Below are 17,621 nucleotides of genomic sequence, written 5' to 3' on the forward strand. Positions count from 1 at the left end.
GCACAGTGGTCAGCGATGAGCAGCGATACCGAGTTCGTAGCGCCCGCCGGTCCGCCCGAGCCCTGGGACATCGGCCGCCCGCAGCCGGCGGTGCAGCAGCTGGTGGCTTACGGAGCGCTGCGCGGAGAGGTCCTCGATCCCGGCACCGGTCCGGGGCATCACGCCATTCACTATGCGGCTCAAGGCTATTCGACAACGGGAGTTGATCAGTCTCCGGTCGCGATCGCGCAGGCGCAGCGCAACGCCGCGGCAGCCGGGGTGACGGTCGACTTCCAGGTGGCCGATGCGGTCGAGCTCGCCGGGTTCGACGGCCGTTTCGACACCGTCGTCGACAGCGCGTTCTATCACGTCTTTCAAGACGACGAGGACAGCCAGCTTCGTTACGCGCGTGCCCTGCATCGGGCCACCAAGCCGCAGGCACGGCTGTTCATGTTCGAGGCCGGCCGCCACAACGTCAACGGCTGGCAACTGGACGGCCTGTCGCCGGAGCGTTTCGGGCCGTTGCTCGCCGAGGCGGGGTGGCGAATCGACCACATCGGGACCACCACCTATCAAGGCACCTTTGACCCCAATGCGTTCACCGAGATGATCGCGGTGATGGAGGCGCTCGGCCGGGAGGACCTGGTGGCCGGGGTCCGCGCGCTGGCGGAGCGGTTCGCGATCCTGCAGCCCCTGCTGGAAGACAACCTGGTGCACATGCCGTTCTGGGCCGTCACCGCCACCCGGCTCGACTAGCTGTCACCATGAGGGTATGTGCGGGCGTTTCGCGGTAACCGTCGACCCGGCGCTGCTGGCCGAGCAGATCGACGCGGTCAATGAGATTCCGGCGGACGCGTATCCGGGTCCGAGCTACAACGTGGCGCCGACCGACGCCGTCGCCACCGTGGTGAGCCGGCACACCGACCCCGACGATGTGCCCACCCGTCGGGTCCGGCTGATGCGGTGGGGGCTGGTGCCGCCATGGACGAAAGCCGGCCCCGACGGTGCGCCGGTCGCCGGGGGGCCGCTGCTGATCAACGCCCGCGCCGACAAGATCACCACCTCGCCGGCCTACCGCTCGGCCGCCGAGCACCGGCGCTGCCTGGTTCCGATGGACGGCTTCTACGAATGGCGGCCCGCGCCGCAGCAATCCGGCGCACCGGCCGGGAAAAAGGCCCGCAAAACCCCGTTCTACATCCACGGTGACGGCGCGATGTTGTTCGCGGCCGGCCTGTGGTCGGTGTGGCGAGGCGATCGGCGATCCGCCCCGCTGCTCAGTGTCACGATCATCACCACCGGGGCGGTCGGCCGACTCGCCGAGATCCACGACCGGATGCCCCTGCTGCTTCCCGAAAACCATTGGGACACTTGGCTGGATCCCGATTCGCCGGTTGACACCGCGCTACTGGCCCACCGCCCATCAGAGCAGGGGATCGTGTTGCGTGAGGTTTCCACGCTGGTCAACAGCGTCGGCAACAACGGCCCAGAGCTGATCGCGCCGGCCGCGCCGCAGCCCGAGCAGCCCTACCTGCTGTAGCGCGCCCTAGCGGCCGACGAGGGCTTGCTTCTCGGCGGCGTACTCCTCGTCGGTGAGGATTCCGGCGCTGCGCAACTCGGCCAGCTCACGCAGTTCGACGTCGGCGCCCATCAGCAGGCCGAACGCCGACTCCGGCGATAGCTCCGGCAGCTCGCTCGGCCGTCGTGAAGCCGCCGGGCCCGGGGTGGCGGTGCTGCCGGTGGTCGGGACCCGGCGGCCCGGGGCGGCGGCCGCGCTGGCCCGGCCCGCCAGGCCCGCCGCGGCCATCCCCACCGCGGGCACCATCGTCTCGCCGGCGGCGACACCCGGGGCGGCGGACGTCGCGGTCGACGCCAACGACACGCCGACCTGACCGATCGCCGAGGGCACCGCAGAGGCCCAGGCCAGCGGCACCGACAAGCCGCTGATCGACGTCGCCGAGGACATGCTGGCGGTCACCGGTAAGGCACCGGCCATCGCGGCGCGCAGCAGTTCCTCGCCGACACCGGCGACGCCGAGCGGATCGAACAGAAACGATCCGAGCGCGTCGATGCCGAATGTGCCCATCGAGTCGACGATCAGTTCGAGGCCGGCGTTGGCGAGCTCGACGGTGGGGGCGCTGGCCGAGGCCGCGGCCGTGAGCGGAGCGATCAGACCGGCCAGCGCGGAAACACCCGCCGACGAACCGGCGGCGGACGGGGCGGTGAGACCCTGCAGCGCCTGGCCGAGCCCGGCCACAATGCCCCCGCCCTGCCCCTGGGCGGCGGTGGCGGCGGCCTGTCCCACCGCGTGCCCGGCCGCGGAGGCCTGGGCGGCCGCCCCCGCCGAATTGGTGGTGCGCGGCGGTGGAGCGAACGGAACGAGCTTGGTGGCTGCGGCGGCACCGGCGGCGTAGCCGTACATGGCGGTGGCGTCCTGGGCCCACATCTGCGCATAGTGGGCTTCGGTGGCCGCGATCGCGGCCGTGTTCTGCCCCAGGAAATTGGTCGCGACCAGCGCCATCAGCGTGCTGCGGTTGGCGGCGATGACCGGCGGCGGCACGGTCATGGCGAATGCGGTCTCATACGCCGCGGTGGCGGCCCGGGCCTGGATGGCGGTCTCTTCGGCCTGGACCGCGACGGCGCGCAGCCACTGGGCGTACGGTGCGGCGGCCGCGGCCATGGCCGCGGCGCTGGGCCCGGCCCAGCCGGCCGACAGCTCGGTGAGCACCGATTCGTAGGCGAGGCCCGCGGTGTTCAGTTCGGTGCCCAGCGCATCCCAGGATGCCGCGGCCGCCAGCAGTGGGCCCGCGCCCGCGCCGGAATACATCCGGCCCGAGTTGATCTCCGGCGGCAAGAACGCAAAATCCATAGTGTTACCGGCCGAGCAGGCGCCGCTTCTCCTCGTTGAACTCTTCTTCGGTGAGGATCCCGGCGTCGCGAAGGTCGGCCAGCTCCCGAAGCTCGCCGGAGATCCGGGTGATCGGACCGTTCAGCGGACGCATCGGCGGTGACTCCGGCTTCGGGTCACGTTTTTGGACGACCGGGCGCGGCACGCGCGGGGGAGCTGTCGCCTTCGCCTTCGTGGCCGCGGCGCCGCCACCGCGACCGCGCCCGACGCCGGCGGTGGCGCGGCCGGCCAGACCGGCGGCGGCCATCGCGGCCAGCGGCAGCGTGGTGGCCCCTGCCGCGGTGGGGATGGCGCTCTCGGCGGCCGTCGGCAACGCCCCGCCGACCTGCTGGATGACCGTTGTGGTCGGGGCCGCGGTAGCCCAGGTCTGCGGCACCGACAAGCCACTGAGGGTGGCTGCCTCGCCCATCTCGGCCGTCACCGGAGTCACGGCGTTGGCCAGCGCCATCTCCGGCAGAAGTTCGCTCTCGATCTCGCCGACCCCGATCAGGTCGATACCGAAGGAGCCGGCTGCGTCGACACCGAAGGTGCCGGCCGAGTCGATGACGAAGGTGCCGAACAGGCTGGCCGCCAGCGCCGCGTACGACGCCGCCAGGCCGGGCTCGAGCGCCGCCGCCGACCCGATGGAACTGACCAGGGACGCATTCGATCCGGCCGCCGAACCGGGCGTGGTCAGGCCCTGCAGCGCCTGCGTGATCGCTGCGGCCACGGTGTCGGTGTGGCTTCCGGCCGCGGTGGCGGCCGCCTGCCCGACAGCGCCGGCCTGGTTGGCCGCCCCGGCGGGGTTGGTGGTCTTGGGCGGCGGGGTGAACGGGGCGAGCCTGCTGGCGGCGGCCGAGCTGCCGGCGTAGCCGTACATCGCGGTGGCGTCCTGGGCCCACATCTCGTAGTAATGGGCGTCGGTGGCGGCGATGGCCGCGGTGTTCTGGCCCAGGTAGTTGGTGGCCAGCAGGGTCATCAGCTGGGCGCGGTTGGCGGTGACCACCGGCGGTGGCACGGTGAGCGCGAACGCGGTGTCATAGGCTGCCGCGGCGGTTCTGGCCTGTGCCGCCGCGTGCTCGGCCTGGGCTGCGGTGGCATGCATCCACTGGGCATAGGGTGCGGCAGCGGCCGCCATCGCCGCGGAGCTGGGTCCGGCCCAGCCGCTGGACAATTCGTCGATCACCGAGTCGTAGGCCACGCCGGCGGCGTTCAGTTCGGCGGCCAGTGAGCTCCAGGCTGAGGCAGCGGCCAGCAACGGTCCGGCGCCGGCGCCGGAATACATTCGGGCCGAGTTGACCTCCGGCGGCAACATCGCGAAATCCATTGTTAGACCATTCTGTTAGCGGTAGGGATCATGGTCTCTCCTGAATTCCCCCTGTTCGCGCCGGTCGACGCACAGCTGGGCGCACCACTGTCCGCAGTCGTTGATGCCGACGGTAAACGGTGAAGTTGAAGTGAACCTGAAGAACCCGGGGCCGACGAAAACCGGCCGGCGGGTGCTCCCCAACCGGGCGCGACGGTGTTATCAATGGACCATGGCCGATTCCCGGTCCGCCGAGCGGCGAGGCGGCAATCCCTCGGCGCGGGGCGCCGAGAGCTTCAGCGTGGGAACCCCACGGGTGCTGGTGGTGGAGGATTCCGAGACCATCCGCGAAATGGTCAGCGAAGCGCTGGCCGACGCCGGCTATCTGACCGACGCCCAGGCCGACGGCAGCGGCCTGGAGGAGGTGCTGGACGGGTTCCGGCCGGATCTGGTGGTGCTCGACGTGATGCTGCCCGGCCGCGACGGCTTCGCGCTGATGGATGTGATCCTGCGCTGGGGTGAGGTCGGCGTGGTGCTGCTGACCGCGCGCGACGGCCTGCCCGACCGGCTGCGGGGTCTCGACGGCGGCGCCGACGACTACGTGGTCAAGCCGTTCGAGCTCGCCGAGCTGGTGTCGCGGGTCGGTGCGGTGCTGCGCCGCCGCGGCCGGCTGCCGGCGGCCGTGCAGTTCGGCGACCTGATGGTCGACGTCGACGCCGGGGTGGCGTCGCGCTCGGGCACCCCGTTGGGCCTGACCGCCACCGAACTGCGGGTGCTGGTCTACCTCGTCGAACAGCGTGGCCGCATCGTCAGCAGCGCGCAGATCCTCAACGCGGTGTGGGGGTATGAGGCCTACGACGCCAACCTGGTCCAGGTCCACATCAGCGGGCTGCGACAGAAGCTGGAGGCACACGGGCCGCGGATCCTGCACACCGTGCGCGGGATCGGCTATCGGCTGCAATTGTCGGCCTCATGACAGCCACACCGTCACTGCGGCGTCGTTTGACGGTGATGGCGTTGGGGTTGCTCGCGCTGTTGATGATCACCATGGGCCTGGTGATCAACGCCACCTTGACCGCGCTGGCCAACCGTAGCCTTCACGAACGGCTGTCCACCGCCACCCAGCGAGCTGATTCCCTTGTCGCACTAGGGATCTCTCCCGATCAGCTGGCTGAGCAGCTCAACGGCGGGGTCATCGGTGCGCTGGTGGTCACCGCGGACGGGACCAGCTACGGCGACCCCGCGATCGAACCCGATGCGACCACCGGATCGAGGCTTCCACCGCCGCCCCTGGAGCCCGACGACACCGCGACGGTGCTGGTGCATCCGCTCGCCAACGGCGACCGGGTGATCCTGGTCGCCGATACCACCGAGGCGGTCGAGACGCTGCACCGATTGCAGCACCTGATGATCGAAGCCGGGCTGGGAACCCTGGCCGTGGCGGCGATCCTGCTGGCCGGGGTGAGCCGGGCCATGCTCGCGCCGCTGGACCGGCTCACCGATCTGGCCCGCGACATCACCACCGGGGACCGGGGCCGGCGCCTGCGGCCCGACCGGCCGAAAACCGAACTCGGCCGCGCGGCAAGCGCTTTCGACGACATGCTCGACGAGCTCGAGGACTCCGAGGAGCGCGCCCGGCGGGCCGCTGACCAAGCGCAGCGGGCGGAAGCGGCGGTACGGCGTTTTCTGGCCGACGCCGCGCACGAGCTGCGCACCCCGATCGCGGGCATTCAGGCCGCCGCCGAACAGATCGCCGGCAATGTCGGCCAGGATGTCGGCCAGTGCGCCGACGAGGACTCCGTCGAGCCCGAGGTGCTGCGCCAGCACCGCCGCGCCACGATGTTGCTCGCCGAGGCCCGTCGCGCCACCCGGCTGGTCACCGACATGCTCGACCTGAGCTACATCGACGCCGGACTGCCATTGGAGCTCAAAGACATCGACCTGATCGGAATGGTCGACACCCAGCTCGAGCGGGCGGCTCTGCTGGCCCCGCAACTGCACCTGGCTCGCACCGGCTTGGACACCCTGACCGTACGGGCGGACCCGACCCGGCTGGCACAGATCCTGTCGAACCTGCTGGACAACTCCCGCCGCTACACCCCGCCCGGCGGGCGCATCACCGTCGACGTGAAGCGGGTCGGCGGCGCCGCCGAAGTGACCGTCACCGACACCGGGATCGGTATCCGCCCCGAGGACACCGAGCGCATCTTCGACCGGCTGGTACGCCTGGACAGCGCCCGCGGCCGCGACCACGGCGGCGCCGGGCTGGGCCTGCCGATCGCGCGGGCGCTGGCCGACGCGCACGGTGGTCAGCTGACCTGCGTTCCGCACTCCGGCGGCGCGTGCTTCCGGCTGGTCATTCCCCTGCGGGCGGAGGAGCCGGGCGCCCCGGGCGATTCCCGCTGATCGCTCGACGACGACGTGGCCGCCATGGCCACCTCGCTGGTCCAGTTTCATGCCGCAACTGGCCATCGCACCGGATGCGGCCCCGGCGGCCGTTGCGGCGCTGTTCTGAGCGGAGGTCGACTAGGGCGCGACGTAGCCCGGCGGGTTGACGGTGTCCACCCACAGGTCGACGCCCAGGTCGCCGCCGGGAACGCAGTCATAGACCGACAGGTCGGTGACGCCGGACTCCAGCAGTACGTCCTCGCAGAGCGCCGAGTTGCCGGTGTAGGAGCCGGCCGGCCGGGTCAGCATCGCGTAGGCGGCGTCGGCGTAGACCTCGGGTTTGCGGGACCGGGCCATCGCCTCGTCGCCGCCGAGCAGGTTCTGCACCGCGGCGGTCGCGATCAGGGTGCGCGGCCACAAGGTGTTAGAGGCGATCTGATGCTCGCGCAGCTCCTCGGCCATACCCAGTGCGCACAGCGTCATCCCGAACTTGGCCATCATGTAGGCGGTCGGCTTGAGCCACTTCGGCTCCAGACGGATTGGCGGGGACAAGGTGAGGATGTGCGGGTTGTCCCGGCCGATCATGTGCGGGATGCAGGCCTGCGACACCGCATACGTGCCGCGGACCTCGATTTCGTTCATCAGGTCGAAGCGCTTCAGCGGCACCTCGAGGATCGAGCCGAGGTTGATCGCCGAGGCGTTGTTGACGCACATGTCGATCCCGCCGAACCGCTCCACGGTCGCGGCCACCGCGGCGGCCACCGACTCCCCGTCGCGGATGTCGCCGACGATCGGCAGCGCCTGTCCGCCGGCGTCCTCGATCTCGGCGGCCGCGGTGTAGATGGTGCCGGGCAGCTTGGGATGCGGTTCGGCGGTCTTGGCGATCAGCGCGATGTTGGCGCCGTCGGCGGCTGCCCGCTTGGCGATCGCCAGGCCGATCCCGCGGCTGGCGCCCGAGATGAACATGGTCTTGCCGGAGAGTGGTCCTGGGGTAGGCATGGACTCACCCTATGCTGCAGCGCGGGCAGCCGTGAGCATGCGGGGCAGATACCGGCCGAGCGCGGTCCGCCGGTCCGCTTACGCCGTAAACTGACGGATCAATCGCCAAGAGAGGTGGTTCGGATGGTTGCCGACGATCGCGACGCCCGGCGGCCGCCGGCCGCCGAGGGGTCCGGCGGCGTCGATGGTCTGCGCTCGTCGTCGCACTTGAGCCGCGACGGGATTCTGGAGATGGCCATCGCCTTCATCGACCGCCACGGCCTGTCCAAGCTGACCATGCGCGCGCTGGGAGCGGCCTGCGGAGTCGAGGCGATGGCGCTCTACCGCTACGTGCACGGCCGCGGTGACCTGCTCACCGGTGTCGTCGACCACATCATCGACCGGCTCTACGCCGATCAGCTCGCCGCGCGCCGCCAAGAAGACGGCTGGCAGGACTACCTGGTGCGGCTGGCGCACGGTGTTCGCAAGATCGCCCTCGACCATCCGGAGGTCTTCCCGCTAGTTGCCACGCAGGCCCCCGAGGCCCCGTGGGTTCGGCCGCCGCTGCGCAGCCTGCGCTGGATGGAAAGCTTCCTCGACACGCTGATTTCGTATGGGTTCGACGACACTGCCGCGGTGGCGGCCTATCGCTCCTATACGACGTTTCTGATCGGACATCTGCTGCTGGAGGTCTCTGCCCGCGGGGCGGACCTGCACCCCGAGGAGGGGCTGCTGGAGGACGGTAACCGGCCGGTACGCGACCTGACTGACTATCCGCACCTGCGGCGCTTGCAGCCGATGCTGTCCCAGGACCACAGCGGCGCCGAATTCGAAGAGGCGCTGGAAGCCATCCTCGACCGGCTCGAACTGCTCACCCGGCGCTGAGGCGCCCGCCCGACCACGGGTTTACGACGTAAACACCGTGGGTACGTAGCGCACACGAGTTCGGCACGAGTGAGGGAGGAGCTTCGCATGGGACTGATGGACAAGGTGAGAAACATCGCGCAGGACGCCGCAGGCAAGGTCAAAGAGGCCACCGGGAGGGCTACCGGCAACGACGACCTGAAGAACGAGGGCAAGGCCGACCAGGGCAAATCCAGCCTGAAGCAGGCTGGCGAGAACATCAAAGACGCCTTCCGCGACTGACATCCCGATAAGGCACGGCCCCGCCCGGGAGCGGCTGATGGCAATACGCCCGGACGCCAACGCCAACAACGTGGCCACCGTGCTGATCGCCGGTCAGGCCGTGCCGCACACCAACTACGTGGCCCGATGCCAGTCCTCGGTCGAGCCGGCGTGCGTGGGCCGTGGCGCTGGTGGCGATCGGTCTCCTCGCGGCCGCGGCCGGGTTTACAACGTAAACCGACTGGCGTAGCTTCATCGACATGCTGTTCGGTTTACGTTGTAAACTCCGTCGCCGCGGGGGACGGCGCAACGGCGGGCAGGCGCCGGATCAGGTGGGGACCGACGCGAAGGTCCCGGCCCAAAACGGTCGCGCCCGCCGTGAGGCGCTCGCCGCGATGATGGCCCGGCCGGACGACGAAGTGCGCGTGATTCTGGAACGCAGCGGTTCAGCGCTGCTGGTGTCCGCGGCCGGCAGCGTCGACGCGTCCAACGTGTCGGTGTGGCGGCGACTGGTCGGCGAGGCCGCCGCGATCACCGCGGCCCCGGGTCCGCTGATCGTTGACACCAGCAAACTGGACTTCATCGGGATCTGTGGCTTCGCGGCATTGGCCGAGGAAGCGAGCGGGTGTCGGCGCCGGGGCGTCGCGCTCTGCCTGGTGAGTAGCCAACCCATCGTGGCCCGGGTCGTGAAGGCGGTCGGCCTTGAGGGGCAGTTGTCGTTCTGCGCGACCCTCGGCGAGGCGCTCGGAGATACGCCGAGTGCCGGCCCCGGGCCGGTCCAGGGATCCAGCGCCTGACGGTGCTCACCGGGCCTTGAGGTCGGCTACGACCGCATCGGTGAGCCGGATCAGATCCGCCGGCGCCACCGCCAGGTCCCAGCCGCGCCGGCCCGCACTGCACAGCACCCGCTCGAACGTCACCGCCGAGGCGTCCACGACCGTCGGCAACGCCTTGCGCTGGCCGAACGGAGAGATCCCGCCCAGTACGTAGCCGGTCACCCGTTGCGCCGCCGCCGGGTCGGCCATCGCCGCCCTGGACGCGCCGAGCGCGGTAGCGGCGGCCTTCAACGACAGCGTCGCCGGTACCGGCAGCACCGCGACCGCCAAGGCGGGCGGCGCCGCCCCGGTAAGCCGCACGATCAGTGTTTTGAAGATCTGCTCGGGCCGCACCCCGGACGGCCCCGCGGCGGCGAGCTGTTCGACGGCCTCGGAGCCGAACGAGCGCTGATCCGGTGCGTGGTGGTAGCGCAGCACCTCATGGGGTACCTGCGCGGTGGTCAGGGCCGCGATGGCCCGGGTTGCCGCGCGACTCACCGGGCCAGAATACGGCGGGAAATAGCGTCATGGCCGACGCTGTTGAGCAAGGCAGTGCGCGGTCACTACGCGCGGCTGTGGTCCACCGTCCTAGGATCGGGAAGGAGTCCGGGTGTCAACGGCGATTGGTCTGCTGGAAATCGAGCCATCGGCTGGGCTGGTTGTGGGCACCGCGACAGAAGGGACTGCAGCGATCACGATGGCTGACGGCGATAGCGCGACCGATACCGGGACCGAGACGGCGGCCCCGGTTCGTTCCGACGAGACCGACGAGCAGCTGACGGCGCGCTTCGAACGCGATGCGATCCCGATGCTCGACCAGCTCTACGGCGGTGCGCTGCGGATGACCCGCAATCCCGCTGACGCCGAGGACCTGCTGCAAGAGACCATGGTCAAGGCCTACGCCGGCTTCCGGTCGTTCCGGGACGGCACCAACCTCAAGGCGTGGTTGTACCGCATCCTGACCAACACCTACATCAACGGCTACCGCAAGAAGCAGCGCAAGCCCGCCGAGTACCCGACCGACGAGATCACCGACTGGCAGCTGGCCGCCACCGCCGAGCACTCGTCGACGGGTCTGCGCTCGGCGGAGGTCGAGGCCTTGGAGTCGCTGCCGGACGCCGAGATCAAAGAGGCCCTGCAGCAGCTTCCCGAAGAATTCCGGATGGCGGTGTACTACGCCGACGTCGAAGGATTCCCGTACAAGGAGATCGCCGAGATCATGGATACGCCGATCGGCACGGTGATGTCGCGCCTACACCGCGGCAGACGCCAGTTGCGCAGCCTGTTGGCCGATGTCGCCAGGGACCGCGGGTTCATCCGTGACGGTCAGGCATCGGAGGAGGTGTCGTCGTGACCGAGCACCGCAGTGAGTGCGCTACACCGGACCCCGACGGCCCGGCCGCCGACTGTTCGGAAGTCATCGCCGAGGTGTGGACGCTGCTGGACGGCGAATGCACCGCCGAAACCAAGGCCAAACTGCGCCGGCACCTCGAGGAATGCCCGGGTTGCCTGCGCCACTACGGGGTCGAGGAGCGGATCAAGGCGTTGATCGCGCGCAAGTGCAGCGGGGACAAGGCGCCGCGGCAGCTCTACGAGCGGGTCCGGCTGGAGATCGGCCGTACCACGATCATCCACCGCGAAGGCTAGCGGCGGGCGGGTCCGGGACGGCCTGGGAAGGCTGGGACGGCCTGAGACAGCGCGCTACGCGTTGGGGCGCTTGCCGTGGTTGGCTTTGCTGTGCTTGCGATCGCGCTTCTTGCGTCCACGCTTTGCCATGATCGATCCTCCTAGCATCTTCCGGCTGGCCAGTCTCTCACACCCGGGTATGACGCGGGTGGCGGGGCCGTGGACAACCGGCCCCGCCACCGCGGTCTGTGCGTCTCAGCGCGTGCGCCTCAGTGGAAGCTGCGCGCCCCCGCCAGGGTCTGCGGCACGGGCGCGGCCGGGGCGGCGGCCGCGGGAGCGCCGAACGCCGGCGGAGTGCCGAGCGCGGGCGCGCCGGGCACGGCCGCGGTCGGCGGGGTCAGCGAACTGACGTCGCTGGGCATGATCGACCCGACTCCGGGCACCACACGGTTGAGCATGCCGTTGAGCGCCTGCAGGAAGGAGTTGGCGGCGTTCACGCCGGCGGCCGGGCCTGCGGCGGCCGGTCCCGGCACGCCGGGCAGCGCCGGGGCGCCGATCGGGGCCGGGAGCGGCATCGGCTCGTCGACCAGCGTCGGGGCGGCCTTGGCCGAGGCGACACCGAATCCCAGCGTGGCCAGTGTCATCGCGCCGGCGCACACCAGGGGCAACCGGACACGTGGGTTTGCAAAACGGTTTTCAGACAACGCGCACTCCTCAGCTCGACTTCGATTCGTCCCCCGCGTCACGGCGAATTCGTCACGCGTTCGAAACACTCGAGTAACGGTGCTATGCAATTGTCACAGCAGAAACACGACACGGTCACGGATCGAACTCTCAACGTCTCCTTAGTTGTCTTGGAGTTCGCTTAGTCGGCGGCCGGGGAGCCCGCCGGGGCGCCAACTGTGCGCCCTACTCAACGGCGGAGCGGGGTTGTGGTTCCATAAGACGAAGAATTTTGGGTGACTAGGAATCGTTGACTGGGTGATGAACGAGGTGAAGATGGCCGAGGACGTTCGCGCGGAGATCGTGGCCAGCGTGCTCGAAGTCGTGGTCCACGAGGGCGAACAGATCAACGAGGGCGACACCGTGGTGTTGCTGGAGTCGATGAAGATGGAGATTCCAGTGCTGGCCGAGACCGCGGGCACCGTGAGCAAGGTGGCGGTGAAGGTCGGCGACGTCATCCAGGCCGGCGATCTCATTGCCGTGATCAGCTGACCGCCGCATTCCCACGGCGTGACGTGACCGATGTCCACCCTCGGTGACCTGCTTGCCGAACACACCGTTTTGCCGGGCAACGCGGTGGACCACCTGCACGCGGTGGTCGGGGAGTGGCAACTGCTGGCGGACCTGTCGTTCGCCGACTACCTGATGTGGGTGCGCCGCGACTCCGACGCCAGCGGCGCCCTGGTGTGTGTGGCACAGTGCCGGCCCAACACCGCCCCCACGGTGTTGCTCACCGACGCGGTCGGAAGCCTCGCCGACGCGGAGTCGATGCCGCTGGTGGCGCGGGCATTCGAATCGGGTGTGATCGGGCGGGAAGGTGTTGCGGGCCAACGCAATACCGAAGCCGTCCCGGTACGGCACGGCGACCGGGTGGTGGCCGTGCTGACCCACCAGACCGCGTTGACCGGCGAGCGCGAATCCAGTCGGCTGGAGGCGGCCTACCTGGACTGCGCGGCGGACCTGGTGCACATGCTTTCCGAGGGCACCTTCCCCGACGTCGGTGACATCGCGGTGTCGCGTTCGAGCCCGCGGGTCGGCGACGGCTTCATCCGGCTCGGCGTCGACGGCACGGTCCGCTACGCCAGCCCGAACGCAGTGTCGGCCTACCACCGGATGGGCCTGGCCGCCGAACTCGCCGGCCACGACCTGGTCGCCGTCACCCGGCCGCTGATCTCCGATCCGTTCGAGGCGCACGAGTTGGCCGAGCACGTCCGTGATTCGCTGGCCGGCGGATCGAGCATGCGGTTCGAGGTCGACGCGGCCGGCGCGGTGGTGCTGCTGCGTACGCTGCCGCTGATCGTGCACGGCCGGCCGGCCGGCGCCGCGGTGCTGGTCCGTGATGTCACCGAGGTGAAGCGCCGTGACCGCGCCCTGCTGTCCAAGGATGCGACGATCCGCGAGATCCACCACCGGGTGAAGAACAACCTGCAGACCGTGGCGGCGCTGCTGCGCCTGCAGGCCCGCCGCACCGCCAACGCCGAAGGGCGCGAGGCGCTGCTGGAATCGGTTCGGCGGGTGTCATCGATCGCCCAGGTGCACGAAGCGCTGTCGATGTCGGTCGACGAGGTGGTGAACCTCGACAAGGTGATCGACCGGATCCTGCCGATGATGAACGACGTAGCCAGTGTGGACACCCCCATCCGGGTGGCCCGGACCGGAACCTTCGGGACACTCGACGCCGACCGGGCGACCGCATTGGTCATGGTGATCACCGAACTGGTGCAGAACGCCATCGAGCACGCCTTCGATGTGGATGCGCAACGGTGCAGTGTGACGATCCGCTCCGAACGGTCGGCGCGCTGGCTCGACGTCGTGGTGCACGATGACGGCCACGGCCTGCCCGCCGGTTTCCGCCTGGAGACCTCCGACCGGCTCGGCCTGCAGATCGTCAACACATTGGTGTCGGCGGAACTGGGCGGGTCGCTGACCGCGCGCGACGCTCCCGGGGGCGGCACCGAGATGGTGCTGAGGATTCCGGTCGGAAGCCGGCGGACCCGTCCGATCCTGTAAGGCCCGGCGGGGCCGGCGCAAAACGACGCGGCCCCGACCAGGTCGGGGCCGCGTCGAAAGTTGGCTGCTGGGTCAGACCCCGCTGCGCGCCCGGGTCCGGGCGTTGCGCCGCTTGAGCGCGCGCCGCTCGTCCTCGCTCATGCCGCCCCACACGCCGGCATCCTGGCCGGTTTCCAGCGCCCAGGTAAGGCACTCGGTGACCACGGGACACCGGGCGCAGACCTGCTTAGCGGAAGCGATCTGGGCGAGTGCCGGCCCGCTGTTTCCCACCGGGAAGAACAGCTCCGGGTCCTCGTCGCGACAGACCGCCTTGTGGCGCCAATCCATAAGTCTCCAACTCCTCACTCTGAGCGCAGCGGGGCGCGCAACTTTGTTTTCGGCTGTAATAAGCGGCGGCAAGAAATGATTACGGCTTGCATCCGATCGCTCGATCGTTTCACAGCCTGGACAGATGTCAAGAGTGTGCATTATCACGTGGCCAACGTCACGCCTGCGAGGGGTTGGTCCCGGTCTGGCCGCCGACGTGTACTACAGTGGTTTCAACTGTGTGCTCATCGACCGAATTGAGCAGCATCTCCGCAGGTCAGTCAGCCTTTTTGTGTGGGGGAGCGACGACGTCGAGGGCGTCGGGAACCGCACGGAACGTCATCGCGCTACGCAATCCCACGTACTCGCCGTCGATCTGAGTGGCGATCGGTGTGTCGCCCGCGTCCACCCGCAGCGCACTCACATCGTCGTCACGGATGAGCTGCTTGGCGCTCAGCTTGGGCCGCTTCGACAGCATCTGCCGGACCAGTCGCAAGGTGGGCAGCACTTTCATGCTGGTGGTCGCGAACACGCCCATCCCGGACTCGAACGTGGTGTCGGGGTTGGTCCACACGCAGCGCTGGTCGGCATAGGTCCACGGGCTGCAGTTCGAGATGAACACGAAATGCACGCCGGCAACCGGCTCCTCGTCGCCCACCTGCAGCGTCAACGTCGGCGGCCGGCGAGTGGTGGCCAGCACGGCGGGAATCGCCGCCCGGACGTAGCGCAGCGCGGTGACGGCGTGGCCCTTCTCGCGCTCGGCCTCGACGGCGGCCACCACCTCGCCGTCGACACCCATCCCGGCGTTGAGCACCGACCACCGCTCGCCGCAGTCGATCAGCCCGATCCGGCGCCAATTCGGTTGGCCCCCACGGCCGTTGATCAATTCGATCAGCTGATTGGTGGCGACCGTCGGGTCGGCGGAGATGCCCAGTGAACGGGCGAAGACATTCGCCGAACCGCCGGGCACCACCGCCACCGCGGGCAGGTGTTTCGGCGGCGCCGAACCGGGCGCTCCCAGTAGGCCGTTGACCACGCCGTGCACCGTTCCGTCGCCGCCATGGGCGATGACCAGATCGATCCCGTCTGCGGCCGCGGCCTGGCTGATCTCGATGGCGTGACCGCGGTAGTCGGTGTGCACGACGCTCAGGTCGAGCCGGCTCTTAAGCGCATGGGCCAGCAGGTCACGACCGGCCGGGGTCGTCGAGGTGGCATTGGGATTGACGATCAGCACGGCACGCACAACGCATCAGTCTATGGGCATCCAGGGAATGGCACCCGATGGTTAGGCTGGCGGCGTGAACGCCGTCGTCGATCCACCGCGCGCGGTGCGCGGTGCGGGCCTGATCGTTGCGGCACAGGGGGCGCTCGGCCTGGTCGTCGCGCTGGTGCTGGTGGTACGCGCGGTGGCCGGGGCGGATCAGCGGGTGGTCAACGGCTACGGCACCGCGGCGTGGTTCGCGCTGGTCGGGGCGGCGGTACTGGCCTCGGGCTGGGGTTTGCTGCGGGGCCGTCGGCTCGGCCGCGGCATCGCGGTGTTCCTCAACCTGACCCTGCTGCCGGTGGCCTGGTACCTGGGAGTCGGCTCGCACCGCTGGGGCTACGGGGTCGTGGTCGGCGTGGCCGCGGTCGCGGTGCTGGCGGCGCTGTTCAGTCCCGCCGCGGTGCGCTGGGCGGCGCAACGCCCAGCGCCGACAGGATCGTGCTGAACTTCGTCACGGTTTCGGCCAGTTCCTCATCCGGGTCGGATTCGGCTACGATCCCGCCGCCGGCGTGGGCCAGCGCCGATCGCCGGTCGGCGGACAGTTGCGCGCAGCGGATCGACACCACCCACCGGCCGTCGCCGCGGGCGTCGCACCAACCGACCGTGCCGGCGTAGAAACCCCGGTCGTCCTCCAGCTCGGTGATAAGGTCGACCGCTGCGGCGGTCGGCACGCCGCCGACCGCGGCCGTCGGATGCAGGGCAAGGGCCAGATCCAGTGCGGTGGTGGAGGTGTCGCGCAGTCTTCCGGTGATCGGGGTGTTCAGGTGCCACACCGCGGCGGTTCTGCTGAGCTGCGGCTCGGGCGCGACGTCGAGCTCGGTGCACAGCGGCCCGAGCGCGCTGCGCAACTGATCGACGACCAGCAGATGCTCGTGGCGATTCTTGCCCGATGCGGCCAGCGCGGCCCCGTTGGCGGCGTCGACGGCCGGGTCGGGGGAGCGCGGCGCCGAGCCCGCGAACGGCCGGCAGGTGACCCGGTCGCCGTTGCGAGCGACCAGCAACTCGGGGCTGGCGCCCACCAGGACCACCCCGGCATATGCGCTCCCGGCCGCGCTCAAGTCGACCAGATAGCCGTAACCGCTCGGATCGGCGGCGATCAACCGGCGCAGGACGGTGCCGGCGTCCAACGCCGCATCGGCGGCCAGCCGCAGGCCACGGGCCAGCACCACTTTGCGCAGCTCACCTCGCGGTGCGGTCAGTTCGCCGAGTGCCCGGCGGATCCGGGCGCGGTGCTCATCAGGCTCCGGCAGCTGCGCCACGATATGCACCGCGGGCAGGGCTGCACCGGCGCGCGGCGCCCGCGGGTAGTCGTCGCGCACCCGGTCCGGGACGAATAGTGCGGCGGCACCGCGTGGATGAAAAGGCAACGCCCCCACCACAATCGGTGCTTCCCCGGAGATCAGCGCGGCCTGCGCCGCACCGACATCGCAGAATCCGGTCGCCATCCCGTCGGCGGCCAGCGTCCCGGCCGGTCCGGACAGTACGAACGCCGGTGCCGTCGGCGGCGTCCTGGTCGGCGGTGTCGTCAAACCCCTAGGCCCCCGGCCCGGTCAGCCCGAGTGCGGCGAGCTGGCGCACCCCGTGCTCGAACCCGCAGACGGCGATCGACGCAGCCGGCATCCCGAACCGCGCACCATCGGCCAACGGCAACTGGAGCCAACGGGTGATCACCGCCCTGGAGAAGTGACCGTGCCCGACGAAGACGACGTCCCGCGCGACCAGCTGCCGCAGCGCCGACGCGACCGCCCGGTCCGCGCGATCGCTGACCTGCGCCACGGTCTCCCCGCCCGCGCTGCCGTGCGTCCAGAGCAACCAGTCCGATTCGGATTCCCTGATCTGGGCGGTGGTCAGACCCTCATAGCGGCCGTAATCCCACTCGGCGAGATCGTCGGAGACCTCGTCGACGTGCAGGCCGGCCAGCTCCGCGGTGACCTGGGCGCGCCGCCGCGGACTGCAGACCACCAGCGGGTTGTCGAGCCGGAGTTTGGCCACTGTTGCGCGGGCGGCGACCGCCTGGCGCCGACCGGTGTCGGTCAGGTCCAAATCGCTGCGCCCGGTATGCCGCCCGCTTTTCGACCACTCGGTTTCACCGTGGCGCAGCAACAGCAGTCGGTGCTCCTCGATGCCCACGCCCGTCGATTCTGCCCGACGGCGGACAGCGAGCCGCGTTTGGTGCTGCCGGACCCCAAGCCGTGCCAGTATGGCGTGTGTTGCATA

At 69.9% G+C, this 17,621-nt stretch carries 23 protein-coding genes; 13 read left to right on the plus strand and 10 right to left on the minus strand.

The window, feature by feature from the left end; all coding sequences use genetic code 11:
* Positions 1–15 precede the first annotated feature (15 nt).
* Positions 16–735 (plus strand): class I SAM-dependent methyltransferase, encoded by a 720-nt coding sequence (locus BST28_RS02405; protein WP_065287486.1) that lies wholly within the window; start codon positions 16–18, stop codon positions 733–735.
* Positions 736–751: 16 nt separating this feature from the next.
* Complete coding sequence (locus BST28_RS02410; RefSeq protein WP_065287485.1) at positions 752–1,516, plus strand: SOS response-associated peptidase; 765 nt, start codon at positions 752–754, stop codon at positions 1,514–1,516.
* Positions 1,517–1,522: 6 nt separating this feature from the next.
* Here the strand turns inward: BST28_RS02410 and BST28_RS25015 are convergent, their stop codons facing one another.
* Both BST28_RS25015 and BST28_RS02420 read right to left on the minus strand, forming a co-directional pair.
* The gene (locus BST28_RS25015; protein ID WP_065287484.1) at positions 1,523–2,845 is read right to left on the minus strand and encodes a PPE domain-containing protein; all 1,323 of its coding nucleotides are present in this window, start codon (positions 2,843–2,845) and stop codon (positions 1,523–1,525) included.
* Between the two features lie 4 nt (positions 2,846–2,849).
* Positions 2,850–4,190, minus strand: a complete 1,341-nt coding sequence (locus BST28_RS02420) for a PPE family protein, SVP subgroup (protein WP_083079714.1) — start codon at positions 4,188–4,190, stop codon at positions 2,850–2,852.
* A 211-nt stretch (positions 4,191–4,401) separates the two neighbouring features.
* On the opposite strand from BST28_RS02420, the gene BST28_RS02425 reads away from it, so the two are divergent.
* A complete protein-coding gene (locus BST28_RS02425) occupies positions 4,402–5,145 on the plus strand; it encodes a response regulator transcription factor (RefSeq protein WP_029248881.1) in 744 nt (247 codons plus the stop codon).
* Complete coding sequence (locus tag BST28_RS02430; RefSeq protein WP_083079716.1) at positions 5,142–6,575, plus strand: sensor histidine kinase; 1,434 nt, start codon at positions 5,142–5,144, stop codon at positions 6,573–6,575. The genes BST28_RS02425 and BST28_RS02430 overlap by 4 nt, the downstream gene beginning before the upstream one ends.
* Positions 6,576–6,695: 120 nt before the next feature.
* Here BST28_RS02430 and BST28_RS02435 read toward each other — a convergent pair whose 3' ends face one another.
* A complete protein-coding gene (locus BST28_RS02435) occupies positions 6,696–7,556 on the minus strand; it encodes an SDR family oxidoreductase (protein ID WP_083079718.1) in 861 nt (286 codons plus the stop codon).
* A gap of 123 nt (positions 7,557–7,679) precedes the next feature.
* On the opposite strand from BST28_RS02435, the gene BST28_RS02440 reads away from it, so the two are divergent.
* From BST28_RS02440 to BST28_RS02455, 4 genes are all read left to right on the plus strand, one after another.
* A complete protein-coding gene (locus BST28_RS02440) occupies positions 7,680–8,420 on the plus strand; it encodes a TetR/AcrR family transcriptional regulator (RefSeq protein ID WP_207570015.1) in 741 nt (246 codons plus the stop codon).
* Positions 8,421–8,507: 87 nt separating this feature from the next.
* Positions 8,508–8,681 carry a CsbD family protein gene (locus tag BST28_RS02445; RefSeq protein ID WP_019735554.1) on the plus strand — a complete coding sequence of 58 codons (174 nt, stop codon included), beginning with the start codon at positions 8,508–8,510 and terminating at the stop codon, positions 8,679–8,681.
* Between the two features lie 37 nt (positions 8,682–8,718).
* Positions 8,719–8,910 carry a hypothetical protein gene (locus tag BST28_RS02450; RefSeq protein ID WP_019735555.1) on the plus strand — a complete coding sequence of 64 codons (192 nt, stop codon included), beginning with the start codon at positions 8,719–8,721 and terminating at the stop codon, positions 8,908–8,910.
* Positions 8,911–8,920: 10 nt separating this feature from the next.
* On the plus strand, positions 8,921–9,457 hold the full coding sequence (locus BST28_RS02455; protein ID WP_019735556.1) for an anti-sigma factor antagonist: 537 nt from the start codon (positions 8,921–8,923) through the stop codon (positions 9,455–9,457).
* A 6-nt stretch (positions 9,458–9,463) separates the two neighbouring features.
* On the opposite strand, the gene BST28_RS02460 is transcribed toward BST28_RS02455, so the two are convergent.
* Positions 9,464–9,973: a YbaK/EbsC family protein gene (locus tag BST28_RS02460; RefSeq protein ID WP_083079720.1), complete on the minus strand. Its 510-nt coding sequence runs from the start codon at positions 9,971–9,973 to the stop codon at positions 9,464–9,466.
* Between the two features lie 199 nt (positions 9,974–10,172).
* Between BST28_RS02460 and BST28_RS02465 the strand changes: the two genes are divergently transcribed.
* Positions 10,173–10,829 (plus strand): sigma-70 family RNA polymerase sigma factor, encoded by a 657-nt coding sequence (locus BST28_RS02465; RefSeq protein WP_207570017.1) that lies wholly within the window; start codon positions 10,173–10,175, stop codon positions 10,827–10,829.
* The gene (gene rsrA, locus BST28_RS02470) at positions 10,826–11,122 is read left to right on the plus strand and encodes a mycothiol system anti-sigma-R factor (protein ID WP_019735559.1); all 297 of its coding nucleotides are present in this window, start codon (positions 10,826–10,828) and stop codon (positions 11,120–11,122) included. The genes BST28_RS02465 and rsrA overlap by 4 nt, the downstream gene beginning before the upstream one ends.
* Positions 11,123–11,176: 54 nt before the next feature.
* Here rsrA and BST28_RS25220 read toward each other — a convergent pair whose 3' ends face one another.
* Both BST28_RS25220 and BST28_RS02475 read right to left on the minus strand, forming a co-directional pair.
* Positions 11,177–11,251 carry a 50S ribosomal protein bL37 gene (locus tag BST28_RS25220; RefSeq protein ID WP_011728008.1) on the minus strand — a complete coding sequence of 25 codons (75 nt, stop codon included), beginning with the start codon at positions 11,249–11,251 and terminating at the stop codon, positions 11,177–11,179.
* Between the two features lie 119 nt (positions 11,252–11,370).
* Positions 11,371–11,769 (minus strand): hypothetical protein, encoded by a 399-nt coding sequence (locus tag BST28_RS02475; RefSeq protein ID WP_133054278.1) that lies wholly within the window; start codon positions 11,767–11,769, stop codon positions 11,371–11,373.
* Positions 11,770–12,100: 331 nt separating this feature from the next.
* On the opposite strand from BST28_RS02475, the gene BST28_RS02480 reads away from it, so the two are divergent.
* Both BST28_RS02480 and pdtaS read left to right on the plus strand, forming a co-directional pair.
* Positions 12,101–12,316 (plus strand): biotin/lipoyl-binding carrier protein, encoded by a 216-nt coding sequence (locus BST28_RS02480; protein ID WP_043336658.1) that lies wholly within the window; start codon positions 12,101–12,103, stop codon positions 12,314–12,316.
* Between the two features lie 30 nt (positions 12,317–12,346).
* Positions 12,347–13,834: a two-component system sensor histidine kinase PdtaS gene (pdtaS, locus tag BST28_RS02485; RefSeq protein ID WP_019737186.1), complete on the plus strand. Its 1,488-nt coding sequence runs from the start codon at positions 12,347–12,349 to the stop codon at positions 13,832–13,834.
* Between the two features lie 72 nt (positions 13,835–13,906).
* Here pdtaS and BST28_RS02490 read toward each other — a convergent pair whose 3' ends face one another.
* On the minus strand, positions 13,907–14,161 hold the full coding sequence (locus BST28_RS02490; RefSeq protein ID WP_019737187.1) for a WhiB family transcriptional regulator: 255 nt from the start codon (positions 14,159–14,161) through the stop codon (positions 13,907–13,909).
* Positions 14,162–14,417: 256 nt separating this feature from the next.
* Positions 14,418–15,383, minus strand: coding sequence for a diacylglycerol/lipid kinase family protein (locus BST28_RS02495; RefSeq protein WP_019737188.1), 966 nt, complete (start codon positions 15,381–15,383; stop codon positions 14,418–14,420).
* Between the two features lie 55 nt (positions 15,384–15,438).
* Between BST28_RS02495 and BST28_RS02500 the strand changes: the two genes are divergently transcribed.
* Positions 15,439–15,849, plus strand: coding sequence for a hypothetical protein (locus tag BST28_RS02500; RefSeq protein ID WP_019737189.1), 411 nt, complete (start codon positions 15,439–15,441; stop codon positions 15,847–15,849).
* Here BST28_RS02500 and BST28_RS02505 read toward each other — a convergent pair.
* Both BST28_RS02505 and BST28_RS02510 read right to left on the minus strand, forming a co-directional pair.
* Entirely contained in the window at positions 15,791–16,849 is a 1,059-nt protein-coding gene (locus BST28_RS02505) for an isochorismate synthase (RefSeq protein WP_065287473.1), read from the minus strand. The genes BST28_RS02500 and BST28_RS02505 overlap by 59 nt on opposite strands.
* An 88-nt stretch (positions 16,850–16,937) precedes the next feature.
* Positions 16,938–17,534: an acid phosphatase gene (locus BST28_RS02510; protein ID WP_065287472.1), complete on the minus strand. Its 597-nt coding sequence runs from the start codon at positions 17,532–17,534 to the stop codon at positions 16,938–16,940.
* Between the last annotated feature and the right edge of the window lie 87 nt (positions 17,535–17,621).

The organism is Mycolicibacter kumamotonensis (assembly GCF_002086285.1).
In the GTDB taxonomy this organism is placed as follows: Bacteria; Actinomycetota; Actinomycetes; order Mycobacteriales; family Mycobacteriaceae; genus Mycobacterium; species Mycobacterium kumamotonense.